The organism is Bacillus sp. FSL H8-0534 (genome assembly GCF_038005885.1).
GTDB classification, from domain to species: Bacteria; Bacillota; Bacilli; order Bacillales; family Bacillaceae_G; genus Bacillus_A; species Bacillus_A pseudomycoides.
This window is the reverse complement of record NZ_JBBOUC010000001.1, coordinates 4,895,479-4,913,085: the sequence shown is the minus strand read 5'-3', so window position 1 is coordinate 4,913,085 and position 17,607 is coordinate 4,895,479. Positions and strand designations below refer to the sequence as shown.

The following is a 17,607-nucleotide window of genomic DNA, read 5'->3' as shown; positions in this document are numbered from 1 at the left end:
TAAAAATTTTATTTGAAGTCAAAGTTTATATAAACTTAGTTTGATGAGCATAGGAAGGCACTCTAAAATAAACATTTTTTGTGATTTCAATCATTTTGGGTTCTGGTGCGAAAACTTCAAGATAATTGCAAGTAATCTCTAAATCTTGGGCATACTGATACTATTACTCTAAAAAGGTGCGTGATCAGTATGGAAAAGCGAAATTTATTCAAGTGGAAGCATTATCATCATAATATTATTTTGCAAACAGTAAGATGGTACCTATGGGGCAACTTGTTTTACTGGACAAGTCTGTCCAAAATCAAGTGAAGTTCATCCATCAACTATTTGGAATTGCTGCTTAAGACTAGATTCCACTAGGAAACTTTTCGCCTCTTTATATCTTTCCTAAGTATTTGCACCAGAACCCCCAGAATCGTTTCCGTACCCCATATATACATAATTACTTTTCGATCTACAGCAAGAACCCTATGATTCAACCTATGTTAGGATTTAAATCTTTTTACACAGCTAAATCCACGATTTCTGGTATTGAAGCGATACATATGATAAAAAACAGAAACTTATTTTACGGGACCAGTCTGTTCAAAATCAGAATATCTTTATCAATCAATTATTTGGATTAGCTGGATAAAGGATGATTCCGTTAGGAATTTACCCTCCCTTTCATTTTCCGTTATATATTTGCACCAAAACCCTTTGATATCATATTCCTCTTTAATTAGATAAGAAAGAATAACGTCTTTTTTCATTTCAAGAGAATTTCTTTTTTAGCATAATAACGATGTAATTCTATCCCTCTATCAAATTTAAAGTTTCACTTCGAAGTGTATTATTATCTTTAAATATTCCTTTATATGACGAAGTTATAGTCATTGAACCAGGTTTTTTCACACCTCTCATTGTCATACACATATGCTCAGCTTCAATTACAACAATTACTCCTTTTGGCTCTAAAGTTTCAAAAATAACATTTGCTAATTCATTGGTTATTCTTTCCTGCAACTGTGGTCTTTTACATATGGTTTCTAAAGCTCTAGCTAATTTGCTTAACCCAGTTACTTTTCCATTATTAGGAATATAACCTATGTGGGCCCTTCCAAAAAAAGGTACCAAATGATGTTCACACATAGAATAGAACGGAATATCTTTAACTAATACCAATTCTTCATGATTTTCATTAAATATTTTTAACAAATGTTCAGAAGGGTTTTGACCTAAACCTTGAAAAACTTCCTTATACATTTTTGCTACTCGCTTTGGGGTTTCCAAAATACCTTCCCTATTAATATCTTCTCCAATTGCTTCAAGAATCATTTTTACTGCTACTTCAATTTTGTCAGTATCTATTTCTACACTTTGGATTGTTTTTAAGCTCATATATTATTTCCACCTTATTAATTTATTCATAAAATGCTCTTATTTATACGCCTCGTTTATTTCCCCATACTAAAGCATGAAGTTGAGGTAATACTTTCGCATCATTCATTTCTTTACACTGTACAGCTTTTTCAATCAACCGCTCATATTTCTGTAATAAGTTTTTAATAAGCGCTGCATCATCCACCGTTTTCGTATCATCGTTCCCAACTTGTAAGAAAAATGGTACTTGCGGATATCGCTTGTGCACCTTTACTGCATATTCAAAATCATAATCTTCAAATACGACTACTTTTAAACTAAAATCTTTTCTTTCTAATTTATGAATAACAGAATCTAGCATCGTAAAATCTGTTTTCATCTTCGAACTTGGTGGTTTAGGCGAAATGGTCACTTCATCAATTTGAAGTAACCATTCTTGCCACTTACTCCCTTGCGTCTCAATCGCTGTACGAATTCCATTCTCTTTTAATACAGTAAGAAGAAACTGAATATTTTTCAGCAAAACGGGATTCCCACCTGAAATTGTAACGTGAGAAAAATTTTCTCCACCAATTCCAACAAGTTCATTCCAAATTTCTTCTGGCGCCATTTGTCTAATTTGTTCTTTTGTTGAGCCATCCCATGTAAAGGCTGAATCGCACCAAGAACAGCTATAATCACAACCTGCTGTGCGAATGAACATCGTTTTTTGCCCGATAACCATTCCTTCTCCTTGAATGGTTGGACCAAATATCTCCAAAACAGGAATCTTACTCATCGAGTATCCACTCCCGTCTTACTTCTGCATAACTCGTTGGTGTTTCAAAGAGCCGTATGAATTCGACACGAGCTCCTTTATATTCTTCTGCTCGATTCCCTTTTGTTAATGCTTCCGCCATCTTTTCATAAATCCAGACGACCATATTTTCCGCAGTCGTATTCATCACTGGTAATGTTTCATTTAAATAGCGATGATCCAAATAAATCTCTATTTCGTTTTTCCAAATTTCTTTTATATCTCCAAAGTCAATTGCAAGTCCAATGTCATTTACATATCCACTAATACCAAATACAACTTTGTATGTATGACCATGTAAATTTTTACATTTCCCTTCATAACAGTGTAAATGGTGTGCTGCATCAAATGTAAATTCCTTGCTGACCATTACTCTTTTATTATGGTATTTTAATTGCTCACGCTGAATATCCTTGTCCATTTTTTGCAAATTTTCTACAATGCGAAATCCGAAAAAGTTTTCCATTATTCATTCCCTCCTTCGCGTTCTTGTAGATACGTATCTAAACCTGCTTTACGAAGTTGGCACGCTGGACATTCACCGCAACCATTACCAATGATTCCGTTATAACATGTTAAAGTTTTTTCTCTAACAAACTCGAATGCTCCAAGTTCATCTGCTATTTTCCATGTCTCTGCTTTATCAATCCACATAAGTGGTGTATGAATGACAAACGGATAATCCATTGATAAATTTAATGTAACGTTTAACGATTTCACAAATACATCACGGCAATCTGGATAACCACTAAAATCAGTTTCACATACACCTGTTACGATATGGTGTGCCCCAACTTGTTTTGCTAATACAGCAGCAAATGATAAGAATAGTAAATTTCGCCCATCTACAAATGTCGATGGTAATTCACATTCTTCGTGTGTAATCTCCATATCTGTTCTTGTTAACGCATTTGGAGCTAGCTGATTTAGTAGGCTCATATCTAGCACTGTATGTTTAATGCCAAGCTCGTTCGCAATTTCCGCTGCACAATCAATTTCTAACTTATGACGTTGATTGTAGTTAAATGTTACAGCTTCCACCTCCGCAAACTGTTGCATTGCCCAAAATAAACATGTTGTGCTATCTTGCCCACCACTAAAAACAACTATTGCTTTATCATTAGAGTACATTTTATTCTCCCCTTAACTACTTGCACTGTTATAATATCTTAAGGCAAACTTCCAAAAATAAATTGAAATAATAAAAAATCCAATAGAATAACCCATTAACACGAATACATCGTTTAGTTCTAATCGACCAATTAAAGCATAAGTTGGAATATTACTAACAATAACAATAGGAAAAACAAATAAAAAAACAAATCGACTTATTCCTTTATATAAGGAAGATGGGTATCTAAGTAATGTCATAGTACCAAGAAATAACTCATGCATACCTTCAACTTTGGTTAACCATATAGATAAAGTCATTAAAATAAACCACAGAGAATACGAGAGTAAAATCCCTAAAAACAATAGACCCAAGAAAGAAAATCCATTTACAATACTAACACTCTCTCCCTTTTGTAATAATGCATAACTAATTAACAGTACGGCTGGTAAACAGTTCCCTAAATTCCCTAAATCAAGCTTTCTTAATGAAACTAGAAACTGACTATTGATAGGTTTAAACAATATATGATCTAAACTTCCTTGGTTAACTAAACTCGGTATATACGGTAGATTATTAATAAAAAGAGTAAACATCAAAGATTTTATCAACTCACTTGTTCCAATTAGCAAATAAATATCATTTGTATTCCAACCATTAATATTACCAAAACTATCAAATATACTATTAAAAAATATTAATGTAACAATGAACCAAACAACGCTATCTAATATATTTAAAAAAAAGTTGACTCTATACATCATAATATTACTTAAATTAATTTTAAGAATTGCTTTTAACATTTTTAAATATCTAATCATATTTATGCACCAACAGATTCATATTTATTTAACCCCTTCTTCCAAAGTACTCTAATAAGGACATAGAAAACTAAAGACCATATCACTTGTAAAATTAATCCATTTACAATTTCAGTGCCACTTAAATTTCCTAAATATACATTTACCGGAAAGTGAATCAAGTATGAAAAAGGTAAAAACTGAGTTATTGTATTTAACGGGGCTGGTAAAAATTCAAGCGGAATAAGCGATCCAGATAATAATTCTAATACTATATCTACAGTAAAGAAAAAGGATGATATCTCTACAAAGTAAAATGAGAAGAGTGATATCAAATAATAAATCATATAATATAGTATTAATGCTCCTACTATTGAAAGAATGAACAGGAAAGTATATTTTAAAGTAGGCAAAAGGAAATAATCCCTGTTCAGGAATATTATCGGTATTATCGGTATCACTGACATCAGTACCTGAATAATTTTGTTACCTAAATTATGACTAAACCAATATCCAAAATATGAAAATGGTTTTGTAAGATATTTTGATAATTCACCGGATTGTATTTCCTCATTTATCGACCAGTGCATTTCAGGAATTAGTAAAAGTTCAATTAACTTAGCAATTATTACATAAGTAATCATCATTTCAAGAGTATAGCCTTGAATATTGTTTTGTGTTTCAAAGAGAGAATGCCACAATAGTATTAAAGCCACAAGCGGTATTAAACCAAAAATCATATATAATACAACATTCATGCGATACTGAAAAACCGCTTGAAATGAAAGCATCATTGGTTTTAAATACTTCTTCATACTGTTATTTTCACTCCAGTCGATTCCATTGAATAAATATCTTCAATGAGGTCTTGTGATGACATTTCAGTCAAATTGTAGTCAATAACATTGAATTCTTTTAATATGCTAGATATGGTCTCGTTCACTAGCTTATCTTGAATTTTTATTGTTACACTAAATTTATCCGATTCTTTAACTTCTCCATATTTCTTAAGATCTTGAGAATTTATTTCATTCTCAAAGCTAAGATATATATATTTATAACTCTTAATTTCTTCTTTTATTTTTTTGAAATTGTTATTAAAAACAACTTCTCCATTCTTCAATATTATTAATTCTTCACATAACTCATATATATCTGGGAAATAATGGCTAGTTATTATAACTGTTGTATTTCTTTCTTTGCAATAATTCTTGAGAAAATTTCTAATATTCTTTTGAGCAAGAAAATCCAATCCAATAGTCGGTTCATCTAAAAATAATATCTTAGGTGAGTGTAAGATTGAAGCAATTAACTCACATTTCATTCTCTCTCCTAACGATAGATTCCTTACTGGCGATTTAAGAATTTCTGATACCCCAAGATTTTCAGCTAATTCATCTACATTCTTTCTAAACTCTGTATCAGACAGTTCATATATTTCTTTATGTAATAAAAATGTTTCGTAAGGGGAAAGATCCCACCATAACTGATTTTTTTGGCCTAAAACAACGCCAATTGACTTTAAAAAATCTTTCTTCTTATTATGGGGGTTAAATCCATTTACCAAAATTCTCCCGGAAGTTGGTTTAATTAACCCAACCATTGCTTTCATTAAGGTAGACTTACCAGCACCATTCGCGCCAATAAGCCCTATTATTTTACCTTCTTTTATTTTGAATGACACATCACTTAAAGCAGTAACCTTGACCTTTTCTCTTTTAAATAAACTCTTGAAAGAGTTTATTAATCCTTCTTCAATTTTTACTCTTTCAAAAGTTTTTGATACATTTTCAATTTCAATGATATCCATCTTCTCTCTCCTTCTTACTACTTACTTACCACTCTAAAAACTTCTGCAAATTGCACTCCTGCCTGCATACCTCTATAAGAATTTAACCCCAAAACTCCATCAACCAAATTTAATGTTTTAAGTTGTGATTCGTATTTTTTAATTGATGCTTTTTTCAGTTCAATAAACCTGGTAATATCTTTTACAACCTGATAGTTTTTCATGGGAGTCCATACTTCATACTGTAAACACATCCTTATATAAGGAGCACAATCCTCTTTTAAGAACCCTGATTGACACAGGAATATTGCTTCTGATACAACTTCATTTACTATTCGATGATCCCTATCACTTTCCATATCATGGGGGAAATAAATAAAATTAGGCTTATATAGAGAGATTTCGTGAATAATTTCTTCCACAAAATCTAAAGAATACACAAGTGATCTGTCTGGTTTCTTTAAAAATTTGACATTTTCTTTTTCTATCCCTAATGTATTACAAGCTTTTATACACTCGTTCTCTCTATTTGAAACAATTTCATTTAAATCCCCTACACCTCCAGATAAATCTCCTTTTGTAATTATTATTACTTTTATATGTTCACCCTTACTAATAGCTTGAGCAATTGTTCCACCACAGCCAATGACTTCATCGTCATGGTGTGGCGCTATAACTAAATGTTTTTTTACTATATCCTTCATTCAGCATCACCTTTATTGAACAGGTAAATCATTTACCTATTATTTTAATTAAAAATTATTTACTCTGGAGTCCCTATACTAACTGGATACATTTTATTTCCACTAGAAAAATATACTTTTTTAAGAGCGTCTATTCGCACTGTATATCATTAAAATTCTCCCCTTACTTCCTACATTCATACACCATAAATTCACTATTCCTCCCAAAAGGATTTTTATTGTAATCACCATAAAAATTTTTTATATTGAATCCTTCTATTTCTAAGAGATACTGCATTTCGGATGGTAAAGTATATTTTGCAAGAAATCTAAATTCTTTTTTACTTAAGAAATTATCTGCTATGTCATAAACCTCAAAATAACAAGTGGTTTCAATTATTTGCTTATAATGATCTGCTTTTACGACATCCCATGATTTAACTTTATAATTTTTAAAATTCTCCCCTTTAATAGGACTATTTCCTCCATCACTCACTCTCTTAGAATAAGGAAGAATAGTTGGAGGTGTAATAATATCGAAAACAAAAATCCCGCCTTCTTTTAATAGTAATTTAATATTTCTAAGAGCTAATTTTTGTTGTGACGATGTAAGTAAATATTCAAATACACCACCAGACATAAATATAAAATCAAATTTTCTTTCAGACTTAAAATCTGTAGCAGAAGAAACCTTAAATTCTATTTTATCCTTAATATTTGGCATCTCATCTAGCTTCTTACTAGCTTTTTCAATCATTCCTGCTGATATATCAACACTAGTTACATTAGCGCCTTTTTCAGCAAGAATAAAAGATAATCTACCAGTACCGCACCCCAAATCTAAAACTTCATCATTTGGTTTTACCAAACCACTGTAAAAATCAAAAATACCATCAGGTTCTGGGATGATAATGTCGTATAATTCGGAAATTTCATCGTATTGTTGCTGCATTGTTTTCCTCCTTAATGTATTTCTTTTTCATATCCCCTATAAAAGGCAATCTGCCAAAATATGAGATAGAAAGCAGTTAAATAACCGTATTTTTTCTTGATATACTTATATGAGTTAATAATCGACCTTAATTTATTTTTAGGTTCATAATAACCATTTTTTTGTTGTAAAACCCCACGTGCATGACCTATCCCATAATTAAATGAACTTTTCAAATCTTGCTTAATGCTTAACTCTGGATGAATAATTCTTGCATTATCATCATATAAAATCTTAAGACTTGCAGATTTAACTCTAATATCAAAATCATAATCCTCTGTCCAAGATAAATTCTCATCAAAATAATATCCATTTACCTTCGCTAAGATTCCTTTATTAAATGCCAATGGAGGTGAATATGCATTTTTTTTGCAAGTATGTATATGTCTTGCACGTGCAATGATTTTTCCAATTTTGCTGTTAAATGAAAACATCACTCTTCCTTTAGCTAAAGATCCTGCATCTAATAATTTATATAACTTATTGATGGTACCTGGCATAAAAACACAATCTGAATCCATAATTAACACATTATCTTTACTAGAAATTTCAATTCCATAATTATATGCTTTTGCTAAATTAGGTGTAGGTAATTCGCCAATTACTGCATCGCTAGAATAGGCGATTTTTTTTACTTCTTCGGTTGCACCATTTAAAACAACGACAACCTCTACATTTTCATCAATACTCTTTAAACACTTTTCTAATCTAATATCGTTATAAGCTGGTATTACAATTGATAGATTCAACATATCTACTCACCTTATTTAAACAATTATCCATACTACTCAGAACTTCATCTAAACAATAAAATTCCCCTGAATCCTTTAACTCGACTAATTTATCTTTATTATTTCTATATGTTTCTATATCTGGGGTTAAAAGAAAAGTAATTCCTAATTCCTTACAAATATCTTTAATTGCAGGAGCCATTGAATATTTTTTTACCGGTACACCATATTGTACTACTACATCGTATGAATTTGATTCTAGGTATCTCCTAATTCTTTGTATTAATACATCCCTATATTCTTTCATCAATTCTTCGTAAATTACTGGATCCTCAATATCTTCCATCCAATCGTATGCACAAAAAGTAGGGTTCATTTGGTATTCATATGGTATAACTCCCGCATTTGATAGAATAATTGGATGAACCATAGGGTATTTATTTGTAACTTGTCTAATTTTTTTACCAATATATGAAAAGTCATATGGTTTAGCCCAAGTACAAACTTGTAAAAAAGCAATTCTTTTCCCCTGAGGCTTTTCGTAATAATCCCCACAAAAATATTCCTGCCATGTATTGAACTCTTCATGCTGAATATACTTTGAGCAAGCTCCTCGTTTAAAAATTGTTTCCTCTTTTATTAAATCTAATAGTATATATTCTGGGTAGTTAGGATAACTTTTTTTATTAAGTAACAAACCCTCTATCATTCCATCTTTTAGATTAGAATAATTTCTATTTCTCAAAATCTCTCCTCCTTTATTTAATAATCAAAAATGAACCTAATAAAAGGGCATCCACCTCTGATCCATAAAATGACCTAATAGCATCACTTGGGTTACAAATAATTGGTTCTTTTCCTACATTAAACGATGTATTCATAACTGCAGGAATTCCTGTTTTCTGGTAAAAGTTGCGGATTGTTTCATAATAATCAGAATTCATATCCCTCGTAACTACTTGAGCCCTTGTTGATCCATCAACATGAACAATTGCTGGAACTAAATGATGTACCTCTTTTTTAACAGTAGAATTTAACAGCATATAAGGGTTATTTATTTTTTCTTCTAATACTACAGAAGCGTTTTCATCTATGATGCTAGGAGCCAATGGTCTCCATTGCTCTCTTTTCTTAATAGTATTTACTTTATTTAACATATCCCTCCTCTGAGGGCTAGCTATTATGCTTCTATTTCCTAAAGCTCTAGGGCCGAATTCCATCTTTCCATAAAATCTTCCTATTACCTTATTTTGAATTAATAACTCGGAGCATTTATCATATTTGTTAGAGCCTAATTCTATATATGATAGATTATATTTTTTTAATATATTTAAGATACTAGAATCAGGAAATTCCGGACCAGAATATACATGATCTTCAGTGAACTTAGGCGTTATACCATTTTCGGCAAGAAACCATGAAGCTGCTCCAATACTTACCCCACTATCTGAAGCACCTGGTTGAATGTACAAACTATCCACTTCTGGTAAATCAGCTATCATTCTATTCGCTATACAATTTAATGCTACTCCTCCCGAAAGACACAAATTATCTATTCCAGTTAGATTAATAGCTTTTTTTACAAGCTTAACAATTGCTCTTTCCAAGGCTGCCTGACCTGAGGCTGCAATATTTTTATATCCCATTACCGATGAATCCATTAATAATATTGAATCTATTGGATTATATTCATACTTAATATAATTAGGAGCAATCTTTGTTATACTATTAATAACTTTTATCCAATCTTTTAATACCAAAAAATATTTACCATTCATACTAACTGTATTTTTATTTGGTTTCAAAGGGTTTTCCAGTATATCAGGAAATTCAAATATTTCTTCCCCATATGAAGATAGGCCCATTAACTTCCCTTCATTATGCCTCCCTAAACCTGAAAATACAGTTAATGCTTCATAAAAAATACCTAAAGAATGTTCCAGCGGGTATTTTTCTAGTACTTCTATTTTATTACCTTTTCCTTTTGCTATCGTTATTGACTCTTCTTCTCCACTCCCATCAATAACTATTAGGGTAGCTTCATTGAATCCCGAACTAAAAAACGCACCAGAAGCATGTGCCAAATGATGAGAACACATATGAATTTGGGGATCTTTATCTCTCTTAAAAATTCCCTTCGGAAAAACCTTTTCAAGACAATCTTCTTTGTTAAGCTTCTTTGAATACTTCTCAAAATATAATTGCTCTACATCCCAACCCATAACAATATGATCTACTTCATTTGGAGTAATTTCAGCTTCCTTTAAACAATAAGCTATTGAATTATATGGAATTTTATCTAATGCCTTTTTTTGACGAATAAATCTTTCTTCTTCAGCTGCAGCTATTAATTTACCATTATAAAATAAACACGCACTTGCATCATGAATATCAAAGTCCCACCCATTGACTCCTAAAACATACATTATTTTACCTCGCAGTTATTTTATATTTTTCTTCTAATCTCATAATATTCTTGCGGAAAGAGGGTTGGTTTATCTATTAATCGTACAAAAACTAACATGTCTGTTTGAATATACAAATTATGATATGTACCTTTAGAAAAACCAATGCTATCTAAGTCCTTTTTTATTAATTCTTCATCAATGTAAGGCTCTTCAGCCACTTTATAAGAACTTAAATCGTGAATAATTTCTTTTAAATAAAAACCTAAAGATGTCAAGAAATTCTGCAAATAAACCACCCTATTACCTAATCTTTTAACACTTATATTTAAAAAAATTAAATCACCCTTTTGACCTTTTAATAATTCATTAGCTCTATTTAACCACAAATCTAACCCTCTACCATCATCTATAGGGTCACAATGTATTGCATCATACTTATTCCTTAAATCTTCCATAACTTCATTTCTAACATCAAAATTATAAAACCCAATATCATTGTTTGTATGTTTCAAATATTCAATCATTTCTTCGTCAATATCTCCTACATCTATTTCTCTGTTTTTATATTGTTTAAGGGCTAAACTTGTATAATCATCATCTCCACAAAAAAAGATATTTTTATTAGACGATAACTCTTGATTTATTATTTCAGCTCTCCTCAACGAACTATCCCAAGTAGCTTTAAATTGAGCATATTTTTTTTTGTTTATTTTATTCTCATATCCTGTATTACGAAGAGGGGTTGGTTCATATAAAATACTACTTGTTAACTCTTGTGAAAACCTTATTTTATTTTCTATAATTTCAACTAAATTTCTTTCTTTTAATACTTTTAATAATCTTAAAGCCAAACTTAAAGTCCCAGTTATTTTGACTAGATCATCTAAAGTATCTACAGTATTAATGGACTTCCAAATTATAAATTCGAATTGTTTTTCACTAATTTCATACCATTTTTTCCAAAAATTCAAAAGTACCCCTCTGTTTTTTAATTTTGGTACTTTATCTAACTCTTCTTCATAGTCTAATTCAATAAATCTTTCATATAATAAAATAATCTTATTTTCTTTCATTCTGTATACCCTACCTTAAAAAAAGTTACATATACAGTTAAACTGCATATGTAACCTCCTTATTTTAAAACTTAACCTAATGTCTTGCCTGCACGAATTAGTAAATCCTCTTCATCTAATTCAAGATCTTCAAGCTCTAACATTTCTTCATGAATATATTCCTTTTCCATTTCACATTCCCCCCTTATATAGATAATTGTGTAATTCAAATATTTGCAACAGAGCTGCACCACCAATACTACCATAAAAATAGAATTTTCTGATTAATAAAAAATTTATATTTGTGGATAAAATTCATTCAGAAAATTAAGTAAAATTTTTCCTGATAAAACAATACCAGGAATAATTATGGGTATTTTTATTATCATAATTTATATATTAAGATTTTTAAAAAAACCTAGTATAGAGCCCTTTTTTAGAAATTTTTGTCGTTTTTTTTATTTATAAATTTTTTGAAAAATATTTATTTTTGGGATTATTGGGGGATTTTGTGCTAACAAATACCAGTGAATTATCATAAAAATAGAATGAAATGGAGGCGTTATTATGGGTTCTGGTGCAAATATATGAAGAAGAACGCGGATAATAGTATATTCCTAGTGAAATCGTATTTTATGCTATAAGTCCAAACACTTGGTGGATGAACTCTTTTTGATTTTGGATAGACTGATTCCGTAAATCAATCTGTCCCTTTTTTATCATATGCATGGCTTCAACACCACTCAATATAGAAGTTGCAGTTTTAAATGACTCTATTATTTTTCAAACAACTTTATTATTCGTGAACACGTATTTTTTTTCACTTTAAGAAGATTTCTTTTTGTTAGCTTGATAGCGATGTGGCGGTACCCCATGCCAATCAAACTAAAGCGAAATTGTATCCATAATACGAAAAACACCTCCATTAAAATCATAACTGATACTTACGATTTAGAGAGGTGTTTTTTATTGTCTCTTTCTCAGGGGGCACTCCAATAGGAAAGGATGACGTATTTTTTCATTTTAGGGAGCTTTTTGTTTTATTAGCTTAATAGCGTCGGATTGCCGCTGGAATTCCAAAAACCCAAAAATCATTTTTTAGAGTAAGTTGGGGGTTTTTGAACCAGAAAGATATATGTTTACTATAAAAACTATGACAAAATTTATCCGTTTTTCCTTTTTGCCTACTCGCTAAATTCAGCAAGTAAAATATTTTTAAAAGGGTCAGGACTGTTAGCTTTACCCATGCTGTTCAAATTGACGGCCAACGTATGCTTGCCCCCAATTGTACCTCCAGCAAGAGTAGAAAACCCTGGAACGCCACCCGTGTGTCCCCATATCGAGACACCGTTTGGAAGCTTAATTTCATAGATTCCAAGGCCATATCCATCGATTCCTTCTCTTCCTGTAGGAACTGTAGTAAGCATTTGTTTTAGTTGCTGTTCCTTCAGTAATTTACCACGGAGTAAGTAAGAGAAGAATTTGTTTAAGTCGTCAGCAGTAGAAATCATATCTCCATCCGAGCTACCTGGGTTAGAATAAGTAACGTCTTTTAGCTCACTTGCTCCGTCTGGTTGTAAATATCCACGGGCATGCTTGGTGCCTGGAATAACGCTTGAATTGCCCGGTAGGAATGTATTCAACAATTCAAGCGGTTCAATAATCCGATTTTCAACCTCTTCCGCATAGCTGTTTCCAGTTACTTTTTCAATAAGGATACCCAGTAATACGTATCCTGTGTTTGAATAAGACCAGCCCTTTCCTGGGACAAAGTCTGGGGGAAGAGAAATCCCCATCTTTACGAATTCTTCAGCCGTATACGTTTTTTTTGTATCCATAATATCAAAGTCTTTTGACTTTATGTAGTCAGCGATACCACTTGTATGATTCAATATCTGCCGGATAGTAATCTGGTTACCATCATATCCGTTTCCTTGAATGACACCAGGCAACCATTTTTCGATGGAGTCGTCTAGATTCAAGCGGTTCTCTTCAGCTAATTGAAGTAGAACTGTTGCAATGAACGTCTTCGTCACGCTGCCAATGCGAAAGCGAAAATCTGTTTTCATTGGTTTCTTGGTTCTCAGATCCGCTATCCCAGCGGCATAACTCCACGTTTTTCCACCCTCGGAAGTTTTAGCAAGTATCCCCGGGAATCCAAGTTGCAATGTATCCCGCATTGCTTGTTTGACGGAATTACGATCTCGTTGAGTGCTTGTTTGTAACGAACTAGATACATTTTGAGTGGACTCTGCTTTTACAATTGAGGTTGGTGTTGTGTATAACAGGGAACTTCCAGCTATTAAAAGGGCCAGACTTGCACATGTAATTTGACTACGTGTTTTCATAAGGCATTCCTCTCCTCTATTCATATTGTATAGGTGGTTGCTTGCTGTTTCATACTAACCACACAGCTATCATCTCCACCAATGACAAAAGGTCAACATTGAATTCGTAATCATCTTCATAATGATTATTTTTACAAACGCTATTCTGTCCTAACAAACGGTAAATCCCTCTTTCTTCACATGTATGTTAACCCCAGAAATTACTTCTTTTCCTTGAAACACTCTTGTTAACTGGTTTGTTTTTCATATATAAGTCATATCTGTTCCGCCTTTCATGCTTCTTTATATTTTGATCATACACAATGAAAATCTCTTTTTCCTTATCTATTCCTTACAAATCCCTTACGTTCAAAATAGCTTCTATAATAGGGTAGAAGGAGTATCTGTGCCTGAAAGTTCAAAGTATTTTCCAATAAATATATGAATCAAAAAGAAACACAGAAGTTTTTCACTTCTATGTTTCTTTTTTTCGTCCTTTAAATATTAAAGATTTGGTTTACTCTTAACAGGGTGAATTCCGGCTCTTTTCTAATGTAATTTTTCTTCTTGCGATACAACATAAATGACATTGTGCTGCATGAAACACTCCTAACGTTGTTAAAATCACTTGTTTCTAAGTGGGGTCACTATATCACGGAGTTTATAATGATATGTAAATGTAAACTAATATTCGAAAGTTCACTTTCATTTATGGTATTAAAAAAGATCCTAATTAAGGATCTTTTTTTGTCTATTATAAATTATTTAATTATAAAGTTTAAAATCCCTATAATTATACATGCAATTCCGGCTAAAAATTGTCCTATTCCAGTGATTTTGTCTAAAAATGTTTCATATTTTTTAGTACTATATATACCCCATAATACTAAGAGTACTCCAAAAAGTATAAATGCTAGTTTTAAAATCATCTTATAATTACCTCTGCCTATTATATTTTTTCTATGTATGTATTTCTTATACCTTTATTATTACATTGAAATAATAGTTGTACTATCTAATAACCTTACATAAAGATGACAGTTTTGTAAGATTTCTTTCATAAGTAAAAAATAAACTTTTTGGTATTATTAACGTCTGTGTCCCTTGTCATCAAACGTCCATGTTTTACCATCTATTTGAACAGTGGTATTTTGGTGAATTGATCCATCCTCTTTAGCATAATACCTAAAATATCCATATTGACCATGATGCGTTTCATAATCACCATTGAACCATCCTATCTTGGCTGCTCCAGAATCATCGAAGCGATACCATTTACCATCTATTTCTTGCCACCCTGTCTGCTTTACGCCTTTATCATCGCAATGGTATATCTTACCATTTGATTTTTCAAACCCTGTCATCATAGCTTGTCCGTCATTATTAAAATAATATCTTTTTCCTTCAATGGTTTCATGACCATCTAAAGTATAGTGTATGCCATCTTTAAAGCGGTATTTTTTTCCGTCAATTTCCTTCCAACCAGAATAGGAATCCCCTTCTTCTAAGCTGTAATATACGATTGCAGCCTGCTTCTGTAATCTGAAGTTGCTGCCCCGATCTTAAGTTGTGAATCTCACTTTTCCCATTTGGATAGAGAACTTTAATCGATTTAGTAAAATTCCCATCATCTTTCGTATGATGCACAGAAATATTAAATTCCCCCGATTTAAAGTTAGGAGCTCTGTAAGATACATTCTCTGCATATGGACCCGCGTAATTAGTTAGGTCAGCACCCCCCCACCTCTTCGCCAACTGCCTCATAAATATCTTTCGCTGCTCCTAATGAAGTAATAGTCACGTCCAGCACTTTAGCTATAAACCCTGCACTTATTTTTGCGCTTGCCTGGTTCTCTGCAACAGGAGCTACAGAAAAAAGAATACCTAATGCCGCTGTGGCAGGAATCACTTTTTTCCAAATCCACTTATTTTAAATGTTTTTTTCATTTTTGTTTTCCTTCCTTAGTAAGATTTAGATTTCTTAAACACAATACTGTAAAATAATAAGCACCGAGAAATTATCATAACTTCTTTTTGTCTTTTCATTCATCACGTTGTTCTTCACTCTTTGTTTATACCTTTTATTACCGACTTATCTAAAATAGGTGCCGGGAAATTCATTTTATTTTAAATATCTTTCATCTCCCTTTCATAAAGGTTACAAAAGTCTTTCAACGGTTGTGTTACATTACGTAAACTGTAATAAATAGAAATATTAAACATTAATAAGTGGGAGAAAATATAATAAATTAGAAGTATTTATGGAGAAGAACAGCATAAATACCCCGCTTTTTTTAAGAGGATCAGGACATCTGAGCGCGTTTGAGAGCTTTTTCTGCCACATGCGAGGGTTAAAACAAAGAAAGAACTTGAGTTCAAGTCATCTCTTCTTCTGCATATCAAAAACTTATATGTAAAAAAATGAAAATGGATTTATATAGGTAAGAGGTAACAAAATAACATAACAATATATAAAACAAAAATTTTATTCATTACACTAAAAATGACATGGAATATGAATTCCATGTCATTTTTCAAAGTGATTTCGAAAATAAGGGGGAAAGGGATTGCTCAAGCTTATTTTTCTAGCACATCTGAGCCAATTAATTTTAAATCCTATGTTTTAATTGCACTTGTTGAGGTAAATGAAACTATAAAACATAAGATTATACTGTACATTGCTTATACTTTTTACTTCTGAGTTAAAATAAAATCAACTTTGCTTTATTCATCTTATTATATATCCCTTTCAATTTGCTTTCATAAATGTTACAAAAGTCTTGCAATCATCTTATTTCTTTGCTGATGTAACGGGAAGAGTAAACCAAAATTCACTCCCCTGTTTAGCGCCTGAACGATCTCGTACACCAATTTCGCCTTTGTGCATTTCAATTAATGATTGTGCAATGGCTAATCCAAGTCCAGATCCCCCAGATTGTGAGCTTCTTGATGAATCTGTTCTAAAAAAGCGTTCAAATATGCCCAGTTGATCACTATAAGCAATGCCTTCTCCTTCATCACGTACAATGAATTGAACGTGATGCTTCTACTTATTTTCCTCTACAATTAACTCAATCGTTCCAGACACTGGAGAATATCGAATTGCATTATGTAACAAATTACTGATAACCCGTGCTATCTTACAAGGCATAATCCAGAGCTTAGGCAATGTATCAGAAACTTGTAATTGCAAATAGATCTGTTTTTCTTCTAATAAAATAGAATGTGAATCTAGTACTTCTAATAGAATACGATCCATATATGTGAAACTTGGATAAAAATCTTCTTGTCCAAGTTCTAACTTAGAAAGATCAATACGTGTATTCGATTTGATACGCGAGATATAATAGGGGTCACCTTATCACTATCAACTTAAGAGATTTTAATAACTATAAGTACAAAAAACGGTATCCTGTCTAATAATCTAGCTTGCTTAGAAAGAATAACGTTTTTACTTTTTAGGATCTTGAATATTCTTAAGTTGATGGGCATGGTATTGTGACCCCTAAAGAGGAATCCTGTTTGCTCAAACTTTATGTCAAAGCTACATGTAGATA

At 31.9% G+C, this 17,607-nt stretch carries 14 protein-coding genes and 8 pseudogenes; 3 read left to right on the top strand and 19 right to left on the bottom strand.

All coding sequences use genetic code 11. The annotated features are described in order from the left end of the window. Positions 1-180: 180 nt before the first annotated feature. The 3 pseudogenes from MHH71_RS25165 to MHH71_RS25160 form a co-directional block, all read left to right on the top strand. Positions 181-282, top strand: a pseudogene (locus MHH71_RS25165) (IS6 family transposase); the annotation flags it as partial. Then, positions 255-344 (top strand): annotated as a pseudogene (locus MHH71_RS30690) (IS6 family transposase); the annotation flags it as partial. The pseudogenes MHH71_RS25165 and MHH71_RS30690, both read left to right, overlap by 28 nt. Before the next feature lie 129 nt (positions 345-473). Further along, positions 474-634: pseudogene (locus MHH71_RS25160) on the top strand (IS6 family transposase); the annotation flags it as partial. Between the two features lie 158 nt (positions 635-792). On the opposite strand, the gene folE reads toward MHH71_RS25160, so the two are convergent. The 19 genes and pseudogenes from folE to MHH71_RS25070 all read right to left on the bottom strand — a co-directional run. Next, complete coding sequence (gene folE, locus MHH71_RS25155; protein ID WP_006097712.1) at positions 793-1,380, bottom strand: GTP cyclohydrolase I FolE; 588 nt, start codon at positions 1,378-1,380, stop codon at positions 793-795. Between the two features lie 43 nt (positions 1,381-1,423). Further along, entirely contained in the window at positions 1,424-2,140 is a 717-nt protein-coding gene (queE, locus tag MHH71_RS25150; protein ID WP_018767833.1) for a 7-carboxy-7-deazaguanine synthase QueE, read from the bottom strand. Beyond that, a complete protein-coding gene (gene queD, locus MHH71_RS25145; protein WP_006097709.1) occupies positions 2,133-2,624 on the bottom strand; it encodes a 6-carboxytetrahydropterin synthase QueD in 492 nt (163 codons plus the stop codon). The genes queE and queD overlap by 8 nt, the downstream gene beginning before the upstream one ends. Further along, complete coding sequence (gene queC / locus MHH71_RS25140; protein WP_006097708.1) at positions 2,624-3,289, bottom strand: 7-cyano-7-deazaguanine synthase QueC; 666 nt, start codon at positions 3,287-3,289, stop codon at positions 2,624-2,626. The genes queD and queC overlap by 1 nt, the downstream gene beginning before the upstream one ends. Positions 3,290-3,301: 12 nt before the next feature. Next, positions 3,302-4,090 (bottom strand): ABC transporter permease, encoded by a 789-nt coding sequence (locus MHH71_RS25135; RefSeq protein WP_006097707.1) that lies wholly within the window; start codon positions 4,088-4,090, stop codon positions 3,302-3,304. A gap of 2 nt (positions 4,091-4,092) precedes the next feature. Then, on the bottom strand, positions 4,093-4,884 hold the full coding sequence (locus tag MHH71_RS25130) for an ABC transporter permease (RefSeq protein WP_018782253.1): 792 nt from the start codon (positions 4,882-4,884) through the stop codon (positions 4,093-4,095). Further along, positions 4,881-5,879: an ABC transporter ATP-binding protein gene (locus MHH71_RS25125; RefSeq protein ID WP_006097705.1), complete on the bottom strand. Its 999-nt coding sequence runs from the start codon at positions 5,877-5,879 to the stop codon at positions 4,881-4,883. Before MHH71_RS25125 ends, MHH71_RS25130 begins: the two co-directional genes overlap by 4 nt. 17 nt (positions 5,880-5,896) lie before the next feature. Continuing rightward, positions 5,897-6,562: a PIG-L deacetylase family protein gene (locus MHH71_RS25120; RefSeq protein ID WP_003203739.1), complete on the bottom strand. Its 666-nt coding sequence runs from the start codon at positions 6,560-6,562 to the stop codon at positions 5,897-5,899. Positions 6,563-6,725: 163 nt separating this feature from the next. Continuing rightward, on the bottom strand, positions 6,726-7,493 hold the full coding sequence (locus MHH71_RS25115; RefSeq protein ID WP_006097704.1) for a class I SAM-dependent methyltransferase: 768 nt from the start codon (positions 7,491-7,493) through the stop codon (positions 6,726-6,728). An 11-nt stretch (positions 7,494-7,504) separates the two neighbouring features. Beyond that, positions 7,505-8,284, bottom strand: a complete 780-nt coding sequence (locus MHH71_RS25110) for a glycosyltransferase family 2 protein (protein WP_033796905.1) — start codon at positions 8,282-8,284, stop codon at positions 7,505-7,507. After that, the gene (locus MHH71_RS25105) at positions 8,250-9,008 is read right to left on the bottom strand and encodes a DUF5591 domain-containing protein (protein WP_033799585.1); all 759 of its coding nucleotides are present in this window, start codon (positions 9,006-9,008) and stop codon (positions 8,250-8,252) included. The genes MHH71_RS25110 and MHH71_RS25105 overlap by 35 nt, the downstream gene beginning before the upstream one ends. Positions 9,009-9,021: 13 nt before the next feature. Then, positions 9,022-10,689: a carbamoyltransferase family protein gene (locus MHH71_RS25100; protein WP_006097701.1), complete on the bottom strand. Its 1,668-nt coding sequence runs from the start codon at positions 10,687-10,689 to the stop codon at positions 9,022-9,024. Positions 10,690-10,709: 20 nt separating this feature from the next. Continuing rightward, complete coding sequence (locus MHH71_RS25095) at positions 10,710-11,744, bottom strand: bis-aminopropyl spermidine synthase family protein (protein WP_006097700.1); 1,035 nt, start codon at positions 11,742-11,744, stop codon at positions 10,710-10,712. Between the two features lie 612 nt (positions 11,745-12,356). Continuing rightward, a pseudogene (locus tag MHH71_RS25090) lies at positions 12,357-12,497 on the bottom strand (IS6 family transposase); the annotation flags it as partial. A gap of 410 nt (positions 12,498-12,907) precedes the next feature. After that, on the bottom strand, positions 12,908-14,071 hold the full coding sequence (locus MHH71_RS25085; RefSeq protein WP_078211763.1) for a serine hydrolase domain-containing protein: 1,164 nt from the start codon (positions 14,069-14,071) through the stop codon (positions 12,908-12,910). Positions 14,072-14,173: 102 nt separating this feature from the next. Continuing rightward, positions 14,174-14,293 (bottom strand): annotated as a pseudogene (locus tag MHH71_RS30685) (ABC transporter ATP-binding protein); the annotation flags it as partial. A gap of 845 nt (positions 14,294-15,138) precedes the next feature. Further along, a pseudogene (locus tag MHH71_RS30680) lies at positions 15,139-15,576 on the bottom strand (cell wall-binding protein); the annotation flags it as partial. 1 nt (position 15,577) lies between these two features. Then, positions 15,578-15,997: pseudogene (locus tag MHH71_RS30675) on the bottom strand (cell wall-binding protein); the annotation flags it as partial. 844 nt (positions 15,998-16,841) lie between these two features. Next, positions 16,842-17,375 (bottom strand): annotated as a pseudogene (locus tag MHH71_RS25070) (sensor histidine kinase); the annotation flags it as partial. Positions 17,376-17,607: the final 232 nt, after the last annotated feature.

Bases quoted from the DNA above. Each gene is read 5' to 3' on its own strand.
- folE (WP_006097712.1), bottom strand. From the start codon at position 1,380: ATGAGCTTAAAAACAATCCAAAGTGTAGAAATAGATACTGACAAAATT.
- queE (WP_018767833.1), bottom strand. From the start codon at position 2,140: ATGAGTAAGATTCCTGTTTTGGAGATATTTGGTCCAACCATTCAAGGA.
- queD (WP_006097709.1), bottom strand. From the start codon at position 2,624: ATGGAAAACTTTTTCGGATTTCGCATTGTAGAAAATTTGCAAAAAATG.
- queC (WP_006097708.1), bottom strand. From the start codon at position 3,289: ATGTACTCTAATGATAAAGCAATAGTTGTTTTTAGTGGTGGGCAAGAT.
- MHH71_RS25135 (WP_006097707.1), bottom strand. From the start codon at position 4,090: ATGATTAGATATTTAAAAATGTTAAAAGCAATTCTTAAAATTAATTTA.
- MHH71_RS25130 (WP_018782253.1), bottom strand. From the start codon at position 4,884: ATGAAGAAGTATTTAAAACCAATGATGCTTTCATTTCAAGCGGTTTTT.
- MHH71_RS25125 (WP_006097705.1), bottom strand. From the start codon at position 5,879: ATGGATATCATTGAAATTGAAAATGTATCAAAAACTTTTGAAAGAGTA.
- MHH71_RS25120 (WP_003203739.1), bottom strand. From the start codon at position 6,562: ATGAAGGATATAGTAAAAAAACATTTAGTTATAGCGCCACACCATGAC.
- MHH71_RS25115 (WP_006097704.1), bottom strand. From the start codon at position 7,493: ATGCAGCAACAATACGATGAAATTTCCGAATTATACGACATTATCATC.
- MHH71_RS25110 (WP_033796905.1), bottom strand. From the start codon at position 8,284: ATGTTGAATCTATCAATTGTAATACCAGCTTATAACGATATTAGATTA.
- MHH71_RS25100 (WP_006097701.1), bottom strand. From the start codon at position 10,689: ATGTATGTTTTAGGAGTCAATGGGTGGGACTTTGATATTCATGATGCA.
- MHH71_RS25095 (WP_006097700.1), bottom strand. From the start codon at position 11,744: ATGAAAGAAAATAAGATTATTTTATTATATGAAAGATTTATTGAATTA.
- MHH71_RS25085 (WP_078211763.1), bottom strand. From the start codon at position 14,071: ATGAAAACACGTAGTCAAATTACATGTGCAAGTCTGGCCCTTTTAATA.